The organism is Candidatus Buchananbacteria bacterium CG10_big_fil_rev_8_21_14_0_10_42_9, from assembly GCA_002773845.1.
In the GTDB taxonomy this organism is placed as follows: Bacteria; Patescibacteriota; Patescibacteriia; order Buchananbacterales; family 21-14-0-10-42-9; genus 21-14-0-10-42-9.
On sequence record PEZZ01000034.1, the window covers coordinates 43,610 to 58,392 of the forward strand.

General features: G+C 38.8%; 16 protein-coding genes, 2 tRNA genes and 2 pseudogenes (2 of these 20 running past the window's edge). 8 read left to right on the forward strand and 12 right to left on the reverse strand.

Annotated elements, in window-relative coordinates; genetic code table 11:
• Positions 1-4 (forward strand): annotated as a pseudogene (locus COT81_04360) (hypothetical protein) (it extends 419 nt beyond the left edge of the window).
• A pseudogene (locus tag COT81_04365) lies at positions 1-1,133 on the forward strand (hypothetical protein); it begins 58 nt to the left of the window's first position. The pseudogenes COT81_04360 and COT81_04365 overlap by 62 nt, the downstream one beginning before the upstream one ends.
• Positions 1,130-2,770 (forward strand): hypothetical protein, encoded by a 1,641-nt coding sequence (locus COT81_04370; protein PIS04861.1) that lies wholly within the window; start codon positions 1,130-1,132, stop codon positions 2,768-2,770. Before COT81_04365 ends, COT81_04370 begins: the two are co-directional and overlap by 4 nt.
• On the forward strand, positions 2,767-4,428 hold the full coding sequence (locus COT81_04375) for a hypothetical protein (GenBank protein ID PIS04862.1): 1,662 nt from the start codon (positions 2,767-2,769) through the stop codon (positions 4,426-4,428). The genes COT81_04370 and COT81_04375 overlap by 4 nt, the downstream gene beginning before the upstream one ends.
• Here the strand turns inward: COT81_04375 and COT81_04380 are convergent.
• Genes COT81_04380 through COT81_04435 form a run of 12 tightly spaced genes read right to left on the reverse strand, consistent with a single transcriptional unit; the run spans position 4,409 to position 12,501 of the window.
• The gene (locus tag COT81_04380) at positions 4,409-6,376 is read right to left on the reverse strand and encodes a hypothetical protein (protein ID PIS04863.1); all 1,968 of its coding nucleotides are present in this window, start codon (positions 6,374-6,376) and stop codon (positions 4,409-4,411) included. The two genes, COT81_04375 and COT81_04380, sit on opposite strands and share 20 nt — an antisense overlap.
• Positions 6,377-6,396: 20 nt before the next feature.
• The gene (locus tag COT81_04385) at positions 6,397-6,807 is read right to left on the reverse strand and encodes a hypothetical protein (GenBank protein ID PIS04864.1); all 411 of its coding nucleotides are present in this window, start codon (positions 6,805-6,807) and stop codon (positions 6,397-6,399) included.
• 5 nt (positions 6,808-6,812) lie between these two features.
• Positions 6,813-7,226: a hypothetical protein gene (locus COT81_04390; protein PIS04865.1), complete on the reverse strand. Its 414-nt coding sequence runs from the start codon at positions 7,224-7,226 to the stop codon at positions 6,813-6,815.
• A gap of 4 nt (positions 7,227-7,230) precedes the next feature.
• Positions 7,231-7,638 (reverse strand): hypothetical protein, encoded by a 408-nt coding sequence (locus COT81_04395; GenBank protein PIS04866.1) that lies wholly within the window; start codon positions 7,636-7,638, stop codon positions 7,231-7,233.
• Positions 7,639-7,641: 3 nt separating this feature from the next.
• Entirely contained in the window at positions 7,642-8,061 is a 420-nt protein-coding gene (locus tag COT81_04400) for a hypothetical protein (protein ID PIS04867.1), read from the reverse strand.
• A 3-nt stretch (positions 8,062-8,064) separates the two neighbouring features.
• Positions 8,065-8,481, reverse strand: a complete 417-nt coding sequence (locus tag COT81_04405) for a hypothetical protein (GenBank protein ID PIS04868.1) — start codon at positions 8,479-8,481, stop codon at positions 8,065-8,067.
• 1 nt (position 8,482) lies between these two features.
• Positions 8,483-8,908 (reverse strand): hypothetical protein, encoded by a 426-nt coding sequence (locus tag COT81_04410; GenBank protein ID PIS04869.1) that lies wholly within the window; start codon positions 8,906-8,908, stop codon positions 8,483-8,485.
• Positions 8,892-9,353, reverse strand: coding sequence for a hypothetical protein (locus COT81_04415; protein ID PIS04870.1), 462 nt, complete (start codon positions 9,351-9,353; stop codon positions 8,892-8,894). The genes COT81_04410 and COT81_04415 overlap by 17 nt, the downstream gene beginning before the upstream one ends.
• On the reverse strand, positions 9,334-9,756 hold the full coding sequence (locus tag COT81_04420) for a hypothetical protein (protein ID PIS04871.1): 423 nt from the start codon (positions 9,754-9,756) through the stop codon (positions 9,334-9,336). Before COT81_04420 ends, COT81_04415 begins: the two co-directional genes overlap by 20 nt.
• Positions 9,757-9,799: 43 nt before the next feature.
• Positions 9,800-10,255, reverse strand: a complete 456-nt coding sequence (locus COT81_04425) for a hypothetical protein (protein ID PIS04872.1) — start codon at positions 10,253-10,255, stop codon at positions 9,800-9,802.
• A 6-nt stretch (positions 10,256-10,261) separates the two neighbouring features.
• Complete coding sequence (locus tag COT81_04430) at positions 10,262-11,659, reverse strand: hypothetical protein (GenBank protein PIS04873.1); 1,398 nt, start codon at positions 11,657-11,659, stop codon at positions 10,262-10,264.
• Positions 11,626-12,501 (reverse strand): UTP--glucose-1-phosphate uridylyltransferase, encoded by an 876-nt coding sequence (locus COT81_04435; protein ID PIS04874.1) that lies wholly within the window; start codon positions 12,499-12,501, stop codon positions 11,626-11,628. Before COT81_04435 ends, COT81_04430 begins: the two co-directional genes overlap by 34 nt.
• A gap of 174 nt (positions 12,502-12,675) precedes the next feature.
• On the opposite strand from COT81_04435, the gene COT81_04440 reads away from it, so the two are divergent.
• From COT81_04440 to COT81_04455, 4 genes are all read left to right on the forward strand, one after another.
• Positions 12,676-12,762 (forward strand) — tRNA-Ser (locus tag COT81_04440).
• A gap of 123 nt (positions 12,763-12,885) precedes the next feature.
• Positions 12,886-13,404, forward strand: coding sequence for a hypothetical protein (locus COT81_04445; protein ID PIS04875.1), 519 nt, complete (start codon positions 12,886-12,888; stop codon positions 13,402-13,404).
• Between the two features lie 9 nt (positions 13,405-13,413).
• Positions 13,414-14,511, forward strand: a complete 1,098-nt coding sequence (locus tag COT81_04450) for a hypothetical protein (GenBank protein PIS04876.1) — start codon at positions 13,414-13,416, stop codon at positions 14,509-14,511.
• A 4-nt stretch (positions 14,512-14,515) separates the two neighbouring features.
• Positions 14,516-14,592, forward strand: a tRNA-Pro gene (locus COT81_04455).
• Positions 14,593-14,783: the final 191 nt, after the last annotated feature.

Below are 14,783 nucleotides of genomic sequence, written 5' to 3' on the forward strand. Positions count from 1 at the left end.
ATAACGGTTCGCCTCAATGGCCGCTTGATTTATGGGTGTCTGAATCAAACACTTTTTCGATGCTTTATTTTTCGCCTCATTTCGCCGCGTCAATTTTACTTTTTCTAATAATTATTTTTTTAATGCTTTTAGCCTGGGAGAATAATGCTTGGCGTTACAGTTTTATCGCCGGCTTAGCTGCCCTGGTTTTATTTTCTTTTCACCCGTTTAACATTATTTCAATAGTCGCTGTCTTGGGATTATTTGCTTTGTATCGTGCTATTAGCGAAAAACAAATTTGGCGTTATGCCAAACATTATTTGTTGCTAGGCACTTTAAGTTCTCCGGCAGTTTTGTATTATTGGTATTTAGTTAATTATGATTGGGTGACAAGTGTCAGAACATCACAAAACTTAACGCCTATGCCGCCATTTAGCAATACAGTAATTGGGTATTTGCCTTTGATTTTTTTCGCGGGCTTAGGCGTGTTGAAGCTGGTACGAGCCAAAGCCTTTAATCCTAAGCATAGTTTTTTAATTGTTTGGGCCGCCGCTCAATTTGTTATTGTTTATTTGCCAATACCTTGGCAGCGGCGTATGATTGAAGGGCTACATATTCCGCTAGCGATGCTAGCGGCTTTAGGGATTGTTTTTTTAACTCAGCGTTTTCCGCGACTAGGAAGCCAATCTATTTTTATCCGGGCTAGTTTGCTAATTTTAATTTTTTGCTTAACTCCTCTTTCTCGCGTGAGCTTGGATAGCTCTATGATAGAAGCCAAGGCCGGCCATTTATATATTGATCAAAAAGAAGCTGAGGCCATGTTGTGGTTAAAAAAGCAAAAGGATAATACAGACGTAAGAGTGATTAGTCATTTTGACAACAGTACAATTATTGCCGGCTTGGCTGGGGTGACAGTATTTGCGGGGCACGTCGTTGAATCGCCTAATGCGGCTCAAAAAAAAGTTGATATTGCAAATTTTTACGGGGGTAATCAAAGCCCAGAAACGCGCGAAGAATTTTTAGATTTTTATAACTTAACTTACGTTTATTTTGGTTCTCGTGAGCAAGCGTTGGGCAGTTTTAATCCGAATTTGGAGAATTATTTAAAATTAGTTTTTGAAAATTCGCTCGTAAAGATATACTCAGTTTTATGAGCTTGACGAAAATTTATCGATCCATAACTTACGCAGAATGGAAATTTGTGACGGCTGTTTTTTTGACAGCGTTAATAGTTTTAAATATCCCTTACTTATACGGCTGGCTTGCCGCTCCATCTGGCTATGTTTACAACGGCATTAATTTATTGTCCTCTTCTGATTCGCCAGTTTACAATTCTTACATAACTCAAGCGGCACAGGGCAACCTTATCCCAATTAATTTATTTACGTTAGAGTCACAATCTCATGGAGTTTTTCATCCGGTTTGGGCGACACTGGGCCTAGCCTCTAAGGTGTTTGGCCTATCAAGCCTATTGACTTTTCAATTGGCCAGAAACGTATTTAGCATTTTTTTAATTTTTGGAGCATATTTTTTTGTCAGTTATTTTTTTGAGATAGTATGGCAGAGAAAGTTAAGTTTGTTGGCCCTAGTTTTTTCATCTGGCCTTGGCGCCTGGTTAGTCGTGCCGTTGCTATTTTTTTCAAATCGTTCTGCCATTTCCGCGCCGATTGATTTATGGGTACCTGAAGCAAATGTTTTTTTATCACTTTACCGTATGCCTCATTTTATTATTTCGTGGTGTTTATTAATGTTAGTTACGCTTTTAACTTTGCTTGCTATTGAAAACCAAAATTTTAAGTACGCCGTTGGCGGGGGAATTGCGGCTTTAATTTGGTTTTCTTTTCATCCCTACTATGTTTTTTACGCTTTTGGTATTTTTGCTTTTTATTTATTTATTTTATTCGCCGTTCGCCATGAGATTAACTGGAAAAATGTTTTAATGATTTTAATCGTTTTTTTAATTTCATCGCCTGTGCTTATTTATCACGGGTGGTTAATTTTAACGGACTCAGCAATTAGTTCGCGGGCGATGCAAAATGTGACCTTAACCCCGGGCTTGATTTGGGTAATGACTGGGTACGGCCTGCTATTCATTATGGCGATCTTGGCTATTTATCAAGCCGTGAACTCAGGTAAAATAAAACAAAATTCTAAGCTTTTATTTTTATGCTCATGGTTTATGGCGAATTTGCTTTTAGTTTATATGCCAATTCCATGGCAGCGCCGAATGCTTCAAGGTTGGCAATTGCCGATGGTGCTTTTAAGCATTTGGTATATTGCCTGGCTTTTAAGCCGTGGCGGAAAAACGGCTACTTGGTTGCGTTACCGGCCAATGATGGTTTTAATTAGCATTTTGTTTTTGTTTTTAACCAGCGCCTATGTCTTAACGCGAGACACCTTTTATTATTATAGTCAGACTAGAAGCGATTTATTTTATGTCGCACTTGATGATTTGGCGGCAATGGACTATTTAAGCCATCTACCTCAATATCAAAATGTTATGGCCTCATGGCTGAGCGGGATTATGATCCCAGGCTATAGTGGTCAAAAAGTTTTTGCCGGGCACGGCCACGAGACTTTAAACCCGCTAGCTAAGTTAAAGAGAACAGAATGGTTTTATAAGTCAAATAGCGAAGACATTGCCAAGCAGGAATTTTTATCTGACAATGACATAAATATTATTTTTTTTGGCGAAAAAGAAGCGCAGGCCGGTAATTTTCAGCCGGGCACCAAGCCATATTTAAAATTAATTTATTCAAGCGGGCAAAGCGCGCTTTATCAGGTTTTATGATTTACCAGTCTTTGCTCAAATCAATTAACAAAAATGAGTGGCGCTTTGTCTTAGTTTTAGGCGCCCTTTTGATTTTATTAACCGGCGCTCCTTATTTATTCGGTTATTTACAAACGCCAAAAGATTTTGTTTATAACGGGGTAAATTTTTTATCGCCGGGCGATTCACCTGTTTATTATTCCTATATAACACAAGCGGCCGCCGGCAGATACTTGGCATATGATTTGTTTACATCAGAACCTCAAACGCTAGGCACCTTCAATATTGTTTGGGCAACGCTCGGGTTTTTTAAGCGGTTAACTGGACTATCAAACCCATTGATATTTCACTTAGCTAGATTGATTTTAATTGTGCCAAGCCTTGTGTTGATTTACATTTTTATAAGTTATTTTTTTTCTGAGCCTAAAAAAAGAGTATTGAGTTTATTTTTTTTACTTTTTGCTAGCGGGCTCGGCGCCTATATTGCTGGCCCCTTAAGCGTTATTCCGAATTTACCAGTGGAGAAATTTCCGATTGATATGTGGCTTCCTGAAGCGCATTTATATTTATCTTTTTTGCGAAGCCCCCACTTTATTTTATCTTGGACTTTTAATCTTTTGATTTTGCTTTGGTTATTGTTGGGATTAGAGCGGCAAAAATTTAGTTATGCCATCCTTGCCGGAGCCTTAGGGTTGGTTCTGTTTAATTTTCATCCGTATTATGTGTTTTATTTATCGGGCATTTGGGGAATGTATCTGTTAATAAAATTTATTTTAGATCGACACATTAAATGGATTGCCATAATCCATTTTTTTATTTTTTTGATTTTATCTTTACCTTCAGTTTGGTATCATGCCTGGCTTGTATTGCAAGAACCGGTTATCGGCGCTCGAGCATTGCAAAACGTGACTTTAACGCCGCCGTTAATTTTTATTGTTATCGGTTTGGCAGGCCAGATTTTGGGCGCCGGCATTGCGATTGTGGTTAGCCATAAAAAGAAAATTTTATTGCACGATGGCAAAAGATTATTTTTGGCGGTTTGGGCGGTAACAAATTTCTTTTTGCTTTATTTACCAATTCCTTGGCAGCGCCGCATGATTCAAGGTTGGCAAATGCCTTTGACACTCTTAACTATAGTTGCTATTTTTTATTTGTTTGACCGTTACAATTTTGATAGTCAAAAATTAAAAGTTAATGCGCCAATTTTATTATTTGTTTTTATAATGTTTTTTGGTTTAACGCCATTTGTAAACTATGCCCGTGATTTTTACAATTTTAGTAGCACTGATCCAAGCTTAAGTTCAAAATTTTACTTACCCCAAAATGACGTCGACGCTATGCGTTTTTTATCTGGTGTGGGTAAAAACAAAATCGTGCTATCGTCAGTTTACAACGGCCTAATGATTCCCGGCTATTCTGGCCAGCCAGCCTTTATCGCTCATGGACACGAAACTGTCAACTATGAAGACAAGGTTAAGCAAATGCTTTGGTTTTTTGGCAGCAATGAAGAAGATCAAGCCAAGCAAAATTGGCTTGAAGAAAACAATATTGATTATGTTTTTTTTGGATTTCGAGAAGATGCTTTTGGTGAATTTGAGCCGGACCAAAAAAATTATTTAACTCAGGTTTTTATACAAGGCAACTCAACAGTTTACCAAGTTAGTTTAGGGAAATTATAATTTTTTCGCCCATCTTTTCAAGCTCAAAATCTTCTAAGCGATAGTTATTCCATTCGCGAACATAGCTACCAATTTTATCGCTATTTGCAATGCGCACAAGTTCCAACTCTAACCAATTAGCGCATTGGTTTTCGGTTGGTGGGATGGCAACGACGTAATTAGTTTCTATAATTTCGTCGGTTTGCCATTCGTTAGTTGGGTAAATACCATAAGCTTGCGGCAGTAAAAATGTTTGGTTAATAAATTTACACTTAGAGGTGGTGGCGAGCAGTTCATAATTGTTGCTCAAATTTTGTTTTGCTTGCCAAAAAAGCTTTAGCTTGGCGTAGCACTGGTCGCTTTTGCAATTTGGCATACTTTGTTCATAGCCTAAAAAATTAATTTTGCCAATCGTTTGATTAACTAATGAATCAATACTTGGCACATTTTGATACTGTTTATATAAAATAAATTTATCGGCACTATTTTTTTGAAACAATACAGAGGTACCTTTAATTTCGATAACTCCATAGTTCCCGTTTTTAATAATTTGACGTAAATTATTGTCGGCTTCGGTTAAATATTTTTTAAAAATCGGATTGTCATATTGAATTTGTAAGTTAATAATGTCTTTAAAATCAATCAATAAATATTCAATATTGTCAGGAATTGAGTAAGGTCCGGCATTAAATTGTTGCCGGCCAATATAAGCGTAGTTTAAAGAGTAAACATTTTCTCGACTAGAAAGATTACTTAAAAATCCGTAACTGGCCAGCACGGAAGCCCCTTTAGGAATTTGATCTGTTAGGCTTTGGACTGTTTTTGCCGGCAGGCTTTGGCTAAAAGCTTTAACATATCCAATTGCTGGACCAAGTGTAATGTTTAAATATAATAAACCAACCATAAAAACCATAATCCCAAAACCCTTGTTAGCGTATAAAAAATTTACTATTTTCAATCGGGATTTGTTTTGAGTGATTGTTGCTAACCCTAAAATAGCGCTCACTAAAAGCGCGGGATAAAAAAGAGAAAAATAATGGGTTTGCAAAAGCAATCCGCTTGGCCCGTTGGCACCTAAGAAGAATTGAATATAAATTAAAAGCAGTAACCACCAATAAGTTTTTTTAAGCAGCGGTAAAAATAATAATAAAAAAACGCTACCCAAAATAAATTCAATGTTTAAAAGCCCAAAAAATCGAATTAAAATTTGCGGCAGTTTGGTTATGGGGCTTAAAAGCAATTCTGGTAAATTATTTCCTAGCCATGAATAATAAAATAAAAATTTATAACTCCCATTAACGGCAAAAGCGGATATTATTTTTAAGGCTAATCCAAAATAAATTATAGATATTAGTGGCGGTGTAAAGATCCATTTTTTATCTCTTTTTTCCTTAAAAGTAAGCACACCAAACATAGCAGTAACTAAGCTGACGTCCTCGCGAATTAGCAAACTTACCGCAAGCCAAAACAAAAACCAGCGCCAGTTTTTTTGTGCAAAAAAATAAATTGTCCAAAGTAAAGTGGAAATTGCGAATGGCAAAAAGTGAAATTCAAATAAATTAATATTATGTGTTATCGGGTTAAGCAAATATAACGCGATTATCGCCCATGACCATTTGTCGTTTAAATAAAGCTTAGCAATTTTCCAAAGTGGCCAGGCGCCAAGGCCAATAATTAATGATTGCAAAATTAAAAGTAGTTCAGGCGTCTGCCGAAAATAATAAAGCGGCAAAAGCAAAAGTAAAATTGGCGTAAAATGATCGCCTAAGTAGCTTTGGGAATGAATAGTAATTTTAAACCACTCGCCGTGGGCTGAATTAAAAAAAGCTTGGTTGATAATAGCTAAATCTAACGCGTTATAGCCGGCATGGCTAAGTTTAATTAAACTTAATGTGCTAAATAGCGCGGCATATAAAAAAATCATCAGGGTTAAAATTTTACCCTGATTTTTTGAGAAGAAGTTAACCATACCGAAAAATTATTCGGCTATTAACAACTTCCAGTTGTTCCACAAATGATGGTATCTAAAATGAAAGTTGCTAAGGCGTAAGAGACAAAAATGATAATTAATCCAATTACCGCCGCACTTATAGTTTTTTTGGCTGTTGCAATTTTATCTTCATCGCCGGCAGAAGTCATCCACGTAAATCCAGCCCAAATTAGCAAAATTATAAATACAACGCCAAGAATAGAAAAAAATACTCTTACCACTTGAATTGCCACAACGCGCGGATCTTCTTCGGCGTCGCCTTCCTGGATACCGTAAGCGTTGACGCCGATCGGCTCTAGTTCTTCTTTAATGTCATGGATTAAGCCGTGTGACGCAAAGGCTGGCTGCATAAAGCTAAATGATAAAACAGCTAATCCCAAGAGTAACAATTTTTTTTGCCAGCCAGTCATAATGTTTAACCGTTAAATCCGGACGTTGATTCAATAATAGTGTCAAAAATAAACAGAGTAATGGAATAGGCAGCCAGAATTATAATTAAACCAATAATTGAAGCGCGGAGTATTCGTTTAGCCCGTTCAATTTCATCTTCGTTACCCATTGATTTCATCCAAATAAACCCGCCGTAAATTATCAAAATAATAAAGATAACACCCAAGATAGTTAAGAAAGCTTTAATGCCACGCGACGCAATTTCACCAGGCGAGGCAGTGTTAGGCTCAAAGGGTAATTTTGATTTATCAATAAAGGTATTGGTTAGCTCATCATCTTTCAAATCCTTTTCAAAAATTGAAGTCGCCAAAACCACGGGAGAAGTTAAAAGGTAAAATCCAGACAGGGCGACAAAAATTAACAAGTATAGTTTTTTCATAAATTTAAAATGGTGACACCCCGCTGCCAAAATAAATTGCGCTTCTCACCCAGACGTAAATAGCGGCAGACAGTAGAGTAATAACAAGTCCAATTATAGCGGCACCTAAAATTCTTTTAGCCCGCCCAATGTCGTCCTCATTGCCAGCTGATTTCATCCAAATAAACCCGCCGTAGATAAACAAAATGACAAAAATGATACCAAGCAAAGACAAAAAAGCTCTCACCACAAGCCCGATGGTGCTCGCCAACTTACCGCCTGCGTCATCGCCGATTTGGTTTTGAAAGGCTGGAATTTGTTGCCCAAACTGGTCAAGATTTTCTTGCGGATCAAGCGATCCGGCATTAACCGTTGAAAAAGTAAGGCTAAAAAGTAGCATAATTGATAATAAAAAGACTTCTACTTTTCTCATAAACTAGGCGCTTAATTCGCTTGCATTGATAATACTGGAAAAAATAAAATTAGAAATAGCAAATGCTAACAATGTAATGATTAAACCAATTACTGCTGCACGTAAAATATTTTTTGAACGATTAACTTCATCTTCATTGCCGCGTGAATTCATCCAAATAAACCCGCCGTAGATAAACAGGATAACAAAAAATATTCCCAGAATGGAGAAAAACACTGCTACCACAGCACCGATTTGTGAGAAAATTTGGCCTTCATCTCCAGGCACGGCTGAATCTTTATACGCGGGTACATTTTGACCCACATTTTGAAGCAAATTAAGTGGATTTTTTTCGTCTTCAATAGCTGCAAAAACCGGCGCGCCTACGCCTACTATGTAGAGTAAGGCAATAGCTATAGTTATTGATTTTTTTAATCTTTTCATGATTTATCCTTGAGTTGATTCAGTGACTGAACTATAAATACCGCTGACTATAAAGTTAGTAATTGAATACGCTAATAAAATTATGATTAGCCCAATAATTGCAGTTCGCAAAATGTCTTTAGCACGCTGTACTTCTTCGTCTCGGCCCCTCGCGTTCATCCAGACGAATCCAGCATAGACTGCCAAGATTACAAAAAATACTCCTAAAACGGAAATAAAAGTAGTGATAGCCCCGCCAATTAGTCTAGCCGCCCGAGCTTCGGCATTTTCAGAGGTAATGTCAGTGCCAACGCCAATGTCAGATTTAGAAATTAAATCCAGCGCATTCCCAAAAATGTTTTCGGCTAAAGCATGGCGCCCAAGAGTAAATGAAAATATTAAAGCTATAGCAAATAATATCGTAAGATTTTTTCTATACATATCAATTTTTTAGCCCCGATTCAATTAAGGCGTGTAATATTAATATTGTAATTATTCTAGCAGCTACAATGATAATTAGTCCAATTGTGGCGTCAAACATTAAGCGCTTGGCTTTGGCAACGGTTTCTTCTTTGCCTCGGGCATTTAACCATAGATATCCAGCATAAATAAATAATCCCAAAAATACAATTCCTAAAAATGCCAAAAGCGCGTTAAGCACCCTGACTAAAATAAAGGGAAATAAGTCGGGAGATTTGTCGGATCCCGTTAAATTTTTTCCGGTAATTTCTACGCTGCCTAATATTGTATCCATAAATCCTTTTTTATCCTGCGGCCCCCCGGCGGCTTTAGCGGTATAAGTAATACCAAAGCATAAAGTTGCCGACCATAAAATAATATGTTGTTTTATTTTAGGTAGAGTAAGCATTTTCTATGATAGCAATTACTAATGTGGCAATTAGTCTGGCAGAAAAAATTACTATAAAACCGATAAAAGCAGTGATGATTAAATTTTTGGCATGGGTAACTTGTTCTTCATTCCCTTGGGCAGTCATCCAAAGCCAACCGCCATAAATTATTATCACTGTAAATAGTAGTGCCATAATAGCAATCAGGCCATTTGCCCAATCAGACAAAAATTTTGCAACCGACAACGCCGGATTATCCTTATTGGTAATTTGTTTAATTTCGGCCCCTGAGCGAGTGTTTTCTAAGCTGTTTAGTATTAAATTATTATCAACGGCTAAGGTTTGCATTGAAATTAAAAGTGTAGGCAAAATTAAAATTAAAGCCAAAAGAATTTTTGTTTGTTTAAGGCTAGAAAATAAATTTGAAATGTTCACTGCCTTTTCGTTAAGTTTGATTAACCGCATTAATCAAAAAGTAAACAATTGAGTAGGCCACCGCATAAGCTAAAAAGATTACCAACAAGCCGTCAATGGCTGAAATTATTATTTTTTTAGCGCCCGCGACTTTTTCTTCATTGCCGCCAGCGGTCATCCAGCGAAATCCACCGACTAAGATTAATATCACCATAATTACACCAATAAGCGAGGCGATGTAATTTAAAATGGTACCGGCAATTTCGGGGATGTCACTCCCGGCGCGTTTAGGAATATTATCGCCACCTTCATTTACTTTATCAATAGTTTGTTCTAAGCCACCTTTAATTAATGGGTCTTCAGCTCCAACCAATAAAGGGATAAACAAAAATAGTAAAAAACTAGCTAAAACCAAGCTAATTTTTAGATTTTGGCTTAGAAGGGAAAAAGACATATTTATTAAAGTATATTCAATTTAGCAGTAATTTAGCAAGCTACTACCCTCCTGGCTGATTAAACGGCGTTGGGTTGCTGCCTTCAAATATTGTGGCTGGCTTTCCAAACTCTCCGCCAGTAAAAGCGAGGATTGTAAAATTCACTAAGCTCCAAGCTAAAAGCACAATAATTATTCCGATACTTGCGTTTTTTAATACATCGGTGCCTTTTTTAATTTGTTCGTCATTACCAGCGGCCATAATGTACATTACCCCGCCGTACACAAACATCAGTAACGCTAGCGAACCCACAATACCTAAGATTAAACTTGAAACAACATAAATTAATTCCAAGGCATCGTTTAAGTCACAATCATTATCCGCGCCACAATCAATCGCGCCAATTAGGCCTTTTCCTTTGTTTGAAGAATCTCCAAAAACATCTGTCCAAACGGAAGCCGAAGCTGTAGCTGGGGTGATAATGGCGATTAATGATGCGATGATGATTAATTTTTTCATACAATGTCAATAAGTTTGTTGCACTCGTTGAGCGGCAAGTTCTAATGCATTTTCGTAGCCAACCCCGTCGCGCGTGACTGAATCAATCATATTTTCAAAAATTGTTTCCACTGTTTCCGCGTCTTTTCCGCGATACCAATTATCAGCGGTTAGCAGTTGTCCGGCAAAAGAGCGCAAAAAGTCATCGTCTTTTTGTTCTTCAATTAACTCCTTCAATGCCGTCGGCCGGTTAGCGCTGTCTAAATATTTTCTGGCTTCTTCCGCTCGGGTGGTCGCAAATTGGATAAAATTCCATGCCGCATCAACATTTGATGTTTTTTTCGATACAGTTTCAAGCCAATAGTTAGCAAAGTTAACTTGGTTGCTATCTTTAATTTGCGGCATTGGCGCGACCCCAACTTCTACTCGGCCCAAACCGCGCGCTTGAATTAGCGGCATGTGGTAGCTGTAGCCAAAAAAGATGGCGGTTTTGCCTTCCACGAAAGCCTGTAAAGAATTGGCTTGGCCGCTGTTCCAACTGTACACTTCTTTTGAAGGGGTCGCAAAATCAGTGTAAAAACGAAGCGCGCCCACGCCCGGATTGTAATCAGTGTTGCCAATGCCTTGATTAAAAGTAACTTTCGTTCCCTGCGTCATAATAGTACCATTTTGCATCATAATTAAAGATAAAATATCAAAGCTACGCTCAACGTTTTCACCGGTGCCTAAAGCAATGCCTGATTGAGCTAAATTGCCTTGCCGGTCAAGGAAGGTTAATTGTTTAACGGCTTGTTGTACTTCTTGCCAGTTTGTCGGAGGCGTGGCAATGCCAGCGCTATTAAACAAATCACGGTTGTAATACATGACTAAAGTATCCACCGCTAACGGCAGGCCGTAAACTTGATTATTAAAAATCGCATCATCGTAAACTACCTCTAAAAATTTATCGCGTACCTGTCCTGGCGTAATTGAATTTTCGGTTACCGTATCGGTAATTACCTCTTCTTTAATGCCTAAGCTAGTTTGGGTGTAGCGAACCTTGAGGGTGGTTTGGGCCGGTAGCGGTTCAATTTTTGGTAAATATTCTTGTAGCCATGTGTTGCGAATAGAAAAAATATCCGGACCGCGATCTTCAGCTAGGGCGTTGAGTAATTCTTTTTCATACTCTTCAGCTCGCAACTGCCTAAATTCAATGTTGATGTTTGGGTGAATAGCGCGGTAGTCATTAATAACGTTACTCACAAAGTCGCTTTGATTAAAAACGCTCCAATAAGATAAATTAATTGGTTCTAGCCCGTCCGCTCCGCCACCGCTGCCCGGCGTGCAACCAAAGCCGGTGGTAACCGCGGCGGCGGCTAAAAGAAGTAGAAAATAAAATTTAGTTTTTAGTTTCACGATCTTCCCCTTAATTCTTTTTTGATAAATTTTCTGAGCTCGGTTTTTATCTCTGGGTGTTTTAAGGCTAAATTAATGTTTGCCTTCAGCCAACCGAGAGGTGAGCCAATATCGTAATATTTGGCATCAACTAGCTTAGCATAAATCGGCCGTTTTTTAGCTAGGGTAAAAATGGCATCAACTAACCAAAGCTCATTACCTTTGCCAAGCTTGGTTTTTTCTAAAATCGGAAAAATATCAGGGGTTAAAATGTAGCCGCCAAATGCCCCGATTCTAGACGGCGCTTTTTTGGGTCCCGGTTTTTCAACAATAGTTTTAACTTGCAAAACACTTGGCTCAACTTCCGTGCCATCAACTACGCCGTATTTTTCAGTCCCCTGATCGTCAATTTTAACCGAAGTGATGACTGGGTCTTGGTACTTTTCATAAACATCAATTAGTTGTTTCAATCTTGGTTCTTTGCCGATAAATAAATCATCTCCCCAAAGCACAGCGAATGGTTCGTTGCCAATAATACGCTTACAATTCATCACCGGCGTGCCGTTGCCGTACGGCCCTTTTTGTCGAATGTAGATAAAGTTTGCCATAGTCGCGATTTTTTTCATCGCAGAAGCCATGCTACTTTTACCCTTGCCGCGCAAAACTTTTTCTAATTCTTCATTCCGGTCAAAGTGATCTTCAATTGCCCGTTTGGTTTCCCCGGTAACTAAGATAACGTCCGTAATTCCAGACGCTACCGCCTCTTCAACAATGTATTGAATTAATGGTTTGTCAATTATAGTAATCATTTCTTTAGGCTGGGCTTTGGTCGCAGGTAAAAAGCGCGTACCAAGCCCGGCCACAGGAATTATCACTTTTTTTATTTTTGCCATTGAGCTTAAAAAATTAAATGTACGTTTGTAATTATAACAGAAAATTATATCTAAGTTAAGCTTAATTTCACAGTTGACGTCAAGGTTTCATCTTGATAGGATAGGTTAGTTGCCCGGAGGGGTGCCGGAGCCCCCGCACTAAAGCAAGCTTAATGAGGGGCAAGGGTTGAACAAGGTGGGATGCCGGAGTGGTCGAACGGGGCGGTTTCGAAAACCGCTGTGCTGGCAACAGTACCGGGGGTTCGAATCCCTCTCCCACCGCATGGCGAGAATCTATACACGATGAAGATTGGTCTACTAACGGGAAGAGTTGGTAAAGTCTGCCCCCCTGCACTCAGAGTTATCATGTAGTATAATAAAAATATTAATAGTTTGTGTTTTTTTATGGGTGAGCGAACAAACTTTACCGCTGAAAAAAGCAGCAATCCAGAAAGAGGACGTGACCATTTTATTGATAAGCTTAGCCATTATTTGAACGATTTTACCGATGAACTGCCTGATGCAAGAATTGAGCCCCCGGTTGAGCCAAAGCCAGTCAATATTACTAATCTGTCCCCTGATGAGGTCGCGGCGGCTGAAAAGAAATTCATGCAGGAACGCGAGGCATATGATCAAGATTTGGATAATTACCGTCGCTATAAATGCCGTTCTAATTGGTGGAGCAATTTAGTTCTTACTTTTGATGATCTTATATATCAGGAGATTGTCGATCCAAAAGCCAGGGTAATACTTGATAATTTCGCGAATGAGATACAAACTATGCTTAATGACAATCCAAAAGGTATGAGGACTAAAGCACAGATTGCCGAAGCTGATGCCATGATTCAAGCGACATTAGATTACTTAGAAGGCAGGTCTGAAGAAATAGAAACACCAGGAATGCCATTAAGTCACATGGCATAAAATACATTAATGCGCTCAAGGAATAACAAGAGTCTCAAAAAAATTATCAAACTCTTTGAACAGGTTAGCCCAATTATTGTTAGTCCAACTCGTTCATCATTAACTGTCAGCTTATCGAACCGCTTTTTTTTGTTTCGGTTAATGCAGATGATATTAAATCGGATTGAAGACAACCCTTACCTAAATTTCATTAGCGTTTTAAAACACTACAAAGTGCTGGGTCGGTTTTTACACGGCACCATCCGTGAACTACACCACGACCGCAATAAATCTTATTTTAAACATTTCTTTTTAAGTGACGAGCTGTATCGGTTAGTAAAAGCTGAATTAGATTGGATTTACGAGCGAAATAAAACTGTTAGGCTAACCATTTCCAAATGGGGAATTATTATTTGTGACAATTACAAGAAAAATCAATTTAATGCTTTATTATTCACGACCCATTCGGGCAGTTGGGTGCCGGACCATATCGCCAAAAAACAAACTTTGTCCGCGGCAGATCGTTATTTAGAAGAAGATGTTGATGTTGATAAAATTTATGCCGATATTGTGTTGCAAGGTGCCGGCATTTGGATTGATAGCAAGCTATCTCGGTTTGCCTGTGATTATAACCGGGCGCCAGAAAAGGCAATTTACGGCGACAAGTCAGAAGAGTGGGTTGATAAGCTTTGGCAAAAACCACTGGCTAAAACCCAACGCGAGTGGCTAATGGAAGGATATCATGAGTTCTATTTTACTTTAGAGCAGTTGGTTGACACTTACCGTTTTAATATTATTTTAGACGGGCACTCAATGAAAGATGTTAATAACCGCCCCGACATTTGTTTATTGGCAGAACTTGCTCCACCTTTTTATATGCCGATAGTTCAAACGATGAAAGAAAAATTGGTCGCCGGGGGATTTAAGCGCGTATCGTTTGACAGCCCATTTCCTCACGGTTATATTTTGTGGTGGCTACATACGCATTTTCCCGACGTTTTTATCTGCATGATTGAAATTAATAAAAAACACTACATGAATAAAACGCGGACTAAGTCATTGAGCGGAAAGATTTCATCACTTTCTAAAGTTTTGCGAAAATTATTTCACTTGGAAGAAGAATTATAATTACCGGGGTGTAGCGCAGCTGGCTAGCGCGTGCGCATGGGGTGCGTGAGGTCGCAGGTTCGAGTCCTGTCACCCCGACAAAAGTTTTCAAAAAACAAAGCCCGGACGCGCACTACAAATGCGTCCGGGCAGGAAGACGGGGAAGCGTGACCCTTAGAGGGCCGTGCTGTAGCAGGCGATAAGCCTGCCGCCGGGACCGACGGCCGTCGTGCGCATCGCGCGCATGTCTGACCGGCTTGCCGGTTGCAGTCAGCCGTAGCTGACTTGCTTTG

Excerpts from the sequence above, each read along its gene's own strand:
- COT81_04400 (PIS04867.1), bottom strand. The coding sequence starts at position 8,061 with ATGAAAAGATTAAAAAAATCAATAACTATAGCTATTGCCTTACTCTAC.
- COT81_04445 (PIS04875.1), top strand. The coding sequence starts at position 12,886 with ATGGGTGAGCGAACAAACTTTACCGCTGAAAAAAGCAGCAATCCAGAA.
- COT81_04420 (PIS04871.1), bottom strand. The coding sequence starts at position 9,756 with ATGTCTTTTTCCCTTCTAAGCCAAAATCTAAAAATTAGCTTGGTTTTA.
- COT81_04390 (PIS04865.1), bottom strand. The coding sequence starts at position 7,226 with ATGAAAAAACTATACTTGTTAATTTTTGTCGCCCTGTCTGGATTTTAC.
- COT81_04395 (PIS04866.1), bottom strand. The coding sequence starts at position 7,638 with ATGAGAAAAGTAGAAGTCTTTTTATTATCAATTATGCTACTTTTTAGC.
- COT81_04370 (PIS04861.1), top strand. The coding sequence starts at position 1,130 with ATGAGCTTGACGAAAATTTATCGATCCATAACTTACGCAGAATGGAAA.
- COT81_04415 (PIS04870.1), bottom strand. The coding sequence starts at position 9,353 with ATGCGGTTAATCAAACTTAACGAAAAGGCAGTGAACATTTCAAATTTA.
- COT81_04380 (PIS04863.1), bottom strand. The coding sequence starts at position 6,376 with ATGGTTAACTTCTTCTCAAAAAATCAGGGTAAAATTTTAACCCTGATG.
- COT81_04425 (PIS04872.1), bottom strand. The coding sequence starts at position 10,255 with ATGAAAAAATTAATCATCATCGCATCATTAATCGCCATTATCACCCCA.
- COT81_04385 (PIS04864.1), bottom strand. The coding sequence starts at position 6,807 with ATGACTGGCTGGCAAAAAAAATTGTTACTCTTGGGATTAGCTGTTTTA.
- COT81_04405 (PIS04868.1), bottom strand. The coding sequence starts at position 8,481 with ATGTATAGAAAAAATCTTACGATATTATTTGCTATAGCTTTAATATTT.
- COT81_04375 (PIS04862.1), top strand. The coding sequence starts at position 2,767 with ATGATTTACCAGTCTTTGCTCAAATCAATTAACAAAAATGAGTGGCGC.
- COT81_04450 (PIS04876.1), top strand. The coding sequence starts at position 13,414 with ATGCGCTCAAGGAATAACAAGAGTCTCAAAAAAATTATCAAACTCTTT.
- COT81_04410 (PIS04869.1), bottom strand. The coding sequence starts at position 8,908 with ATGCTTACTCTACCTAAAATAAAACAACATATTATTTTATGGTCGGCA.
- COT81_04435 (PIS04874.1), bottom strand. The coding sequence starts at position 12,501 with ATGGCAAAAATAAAAAAAGTGATAATTCCTGTGGCCGGGCTTGGTACG.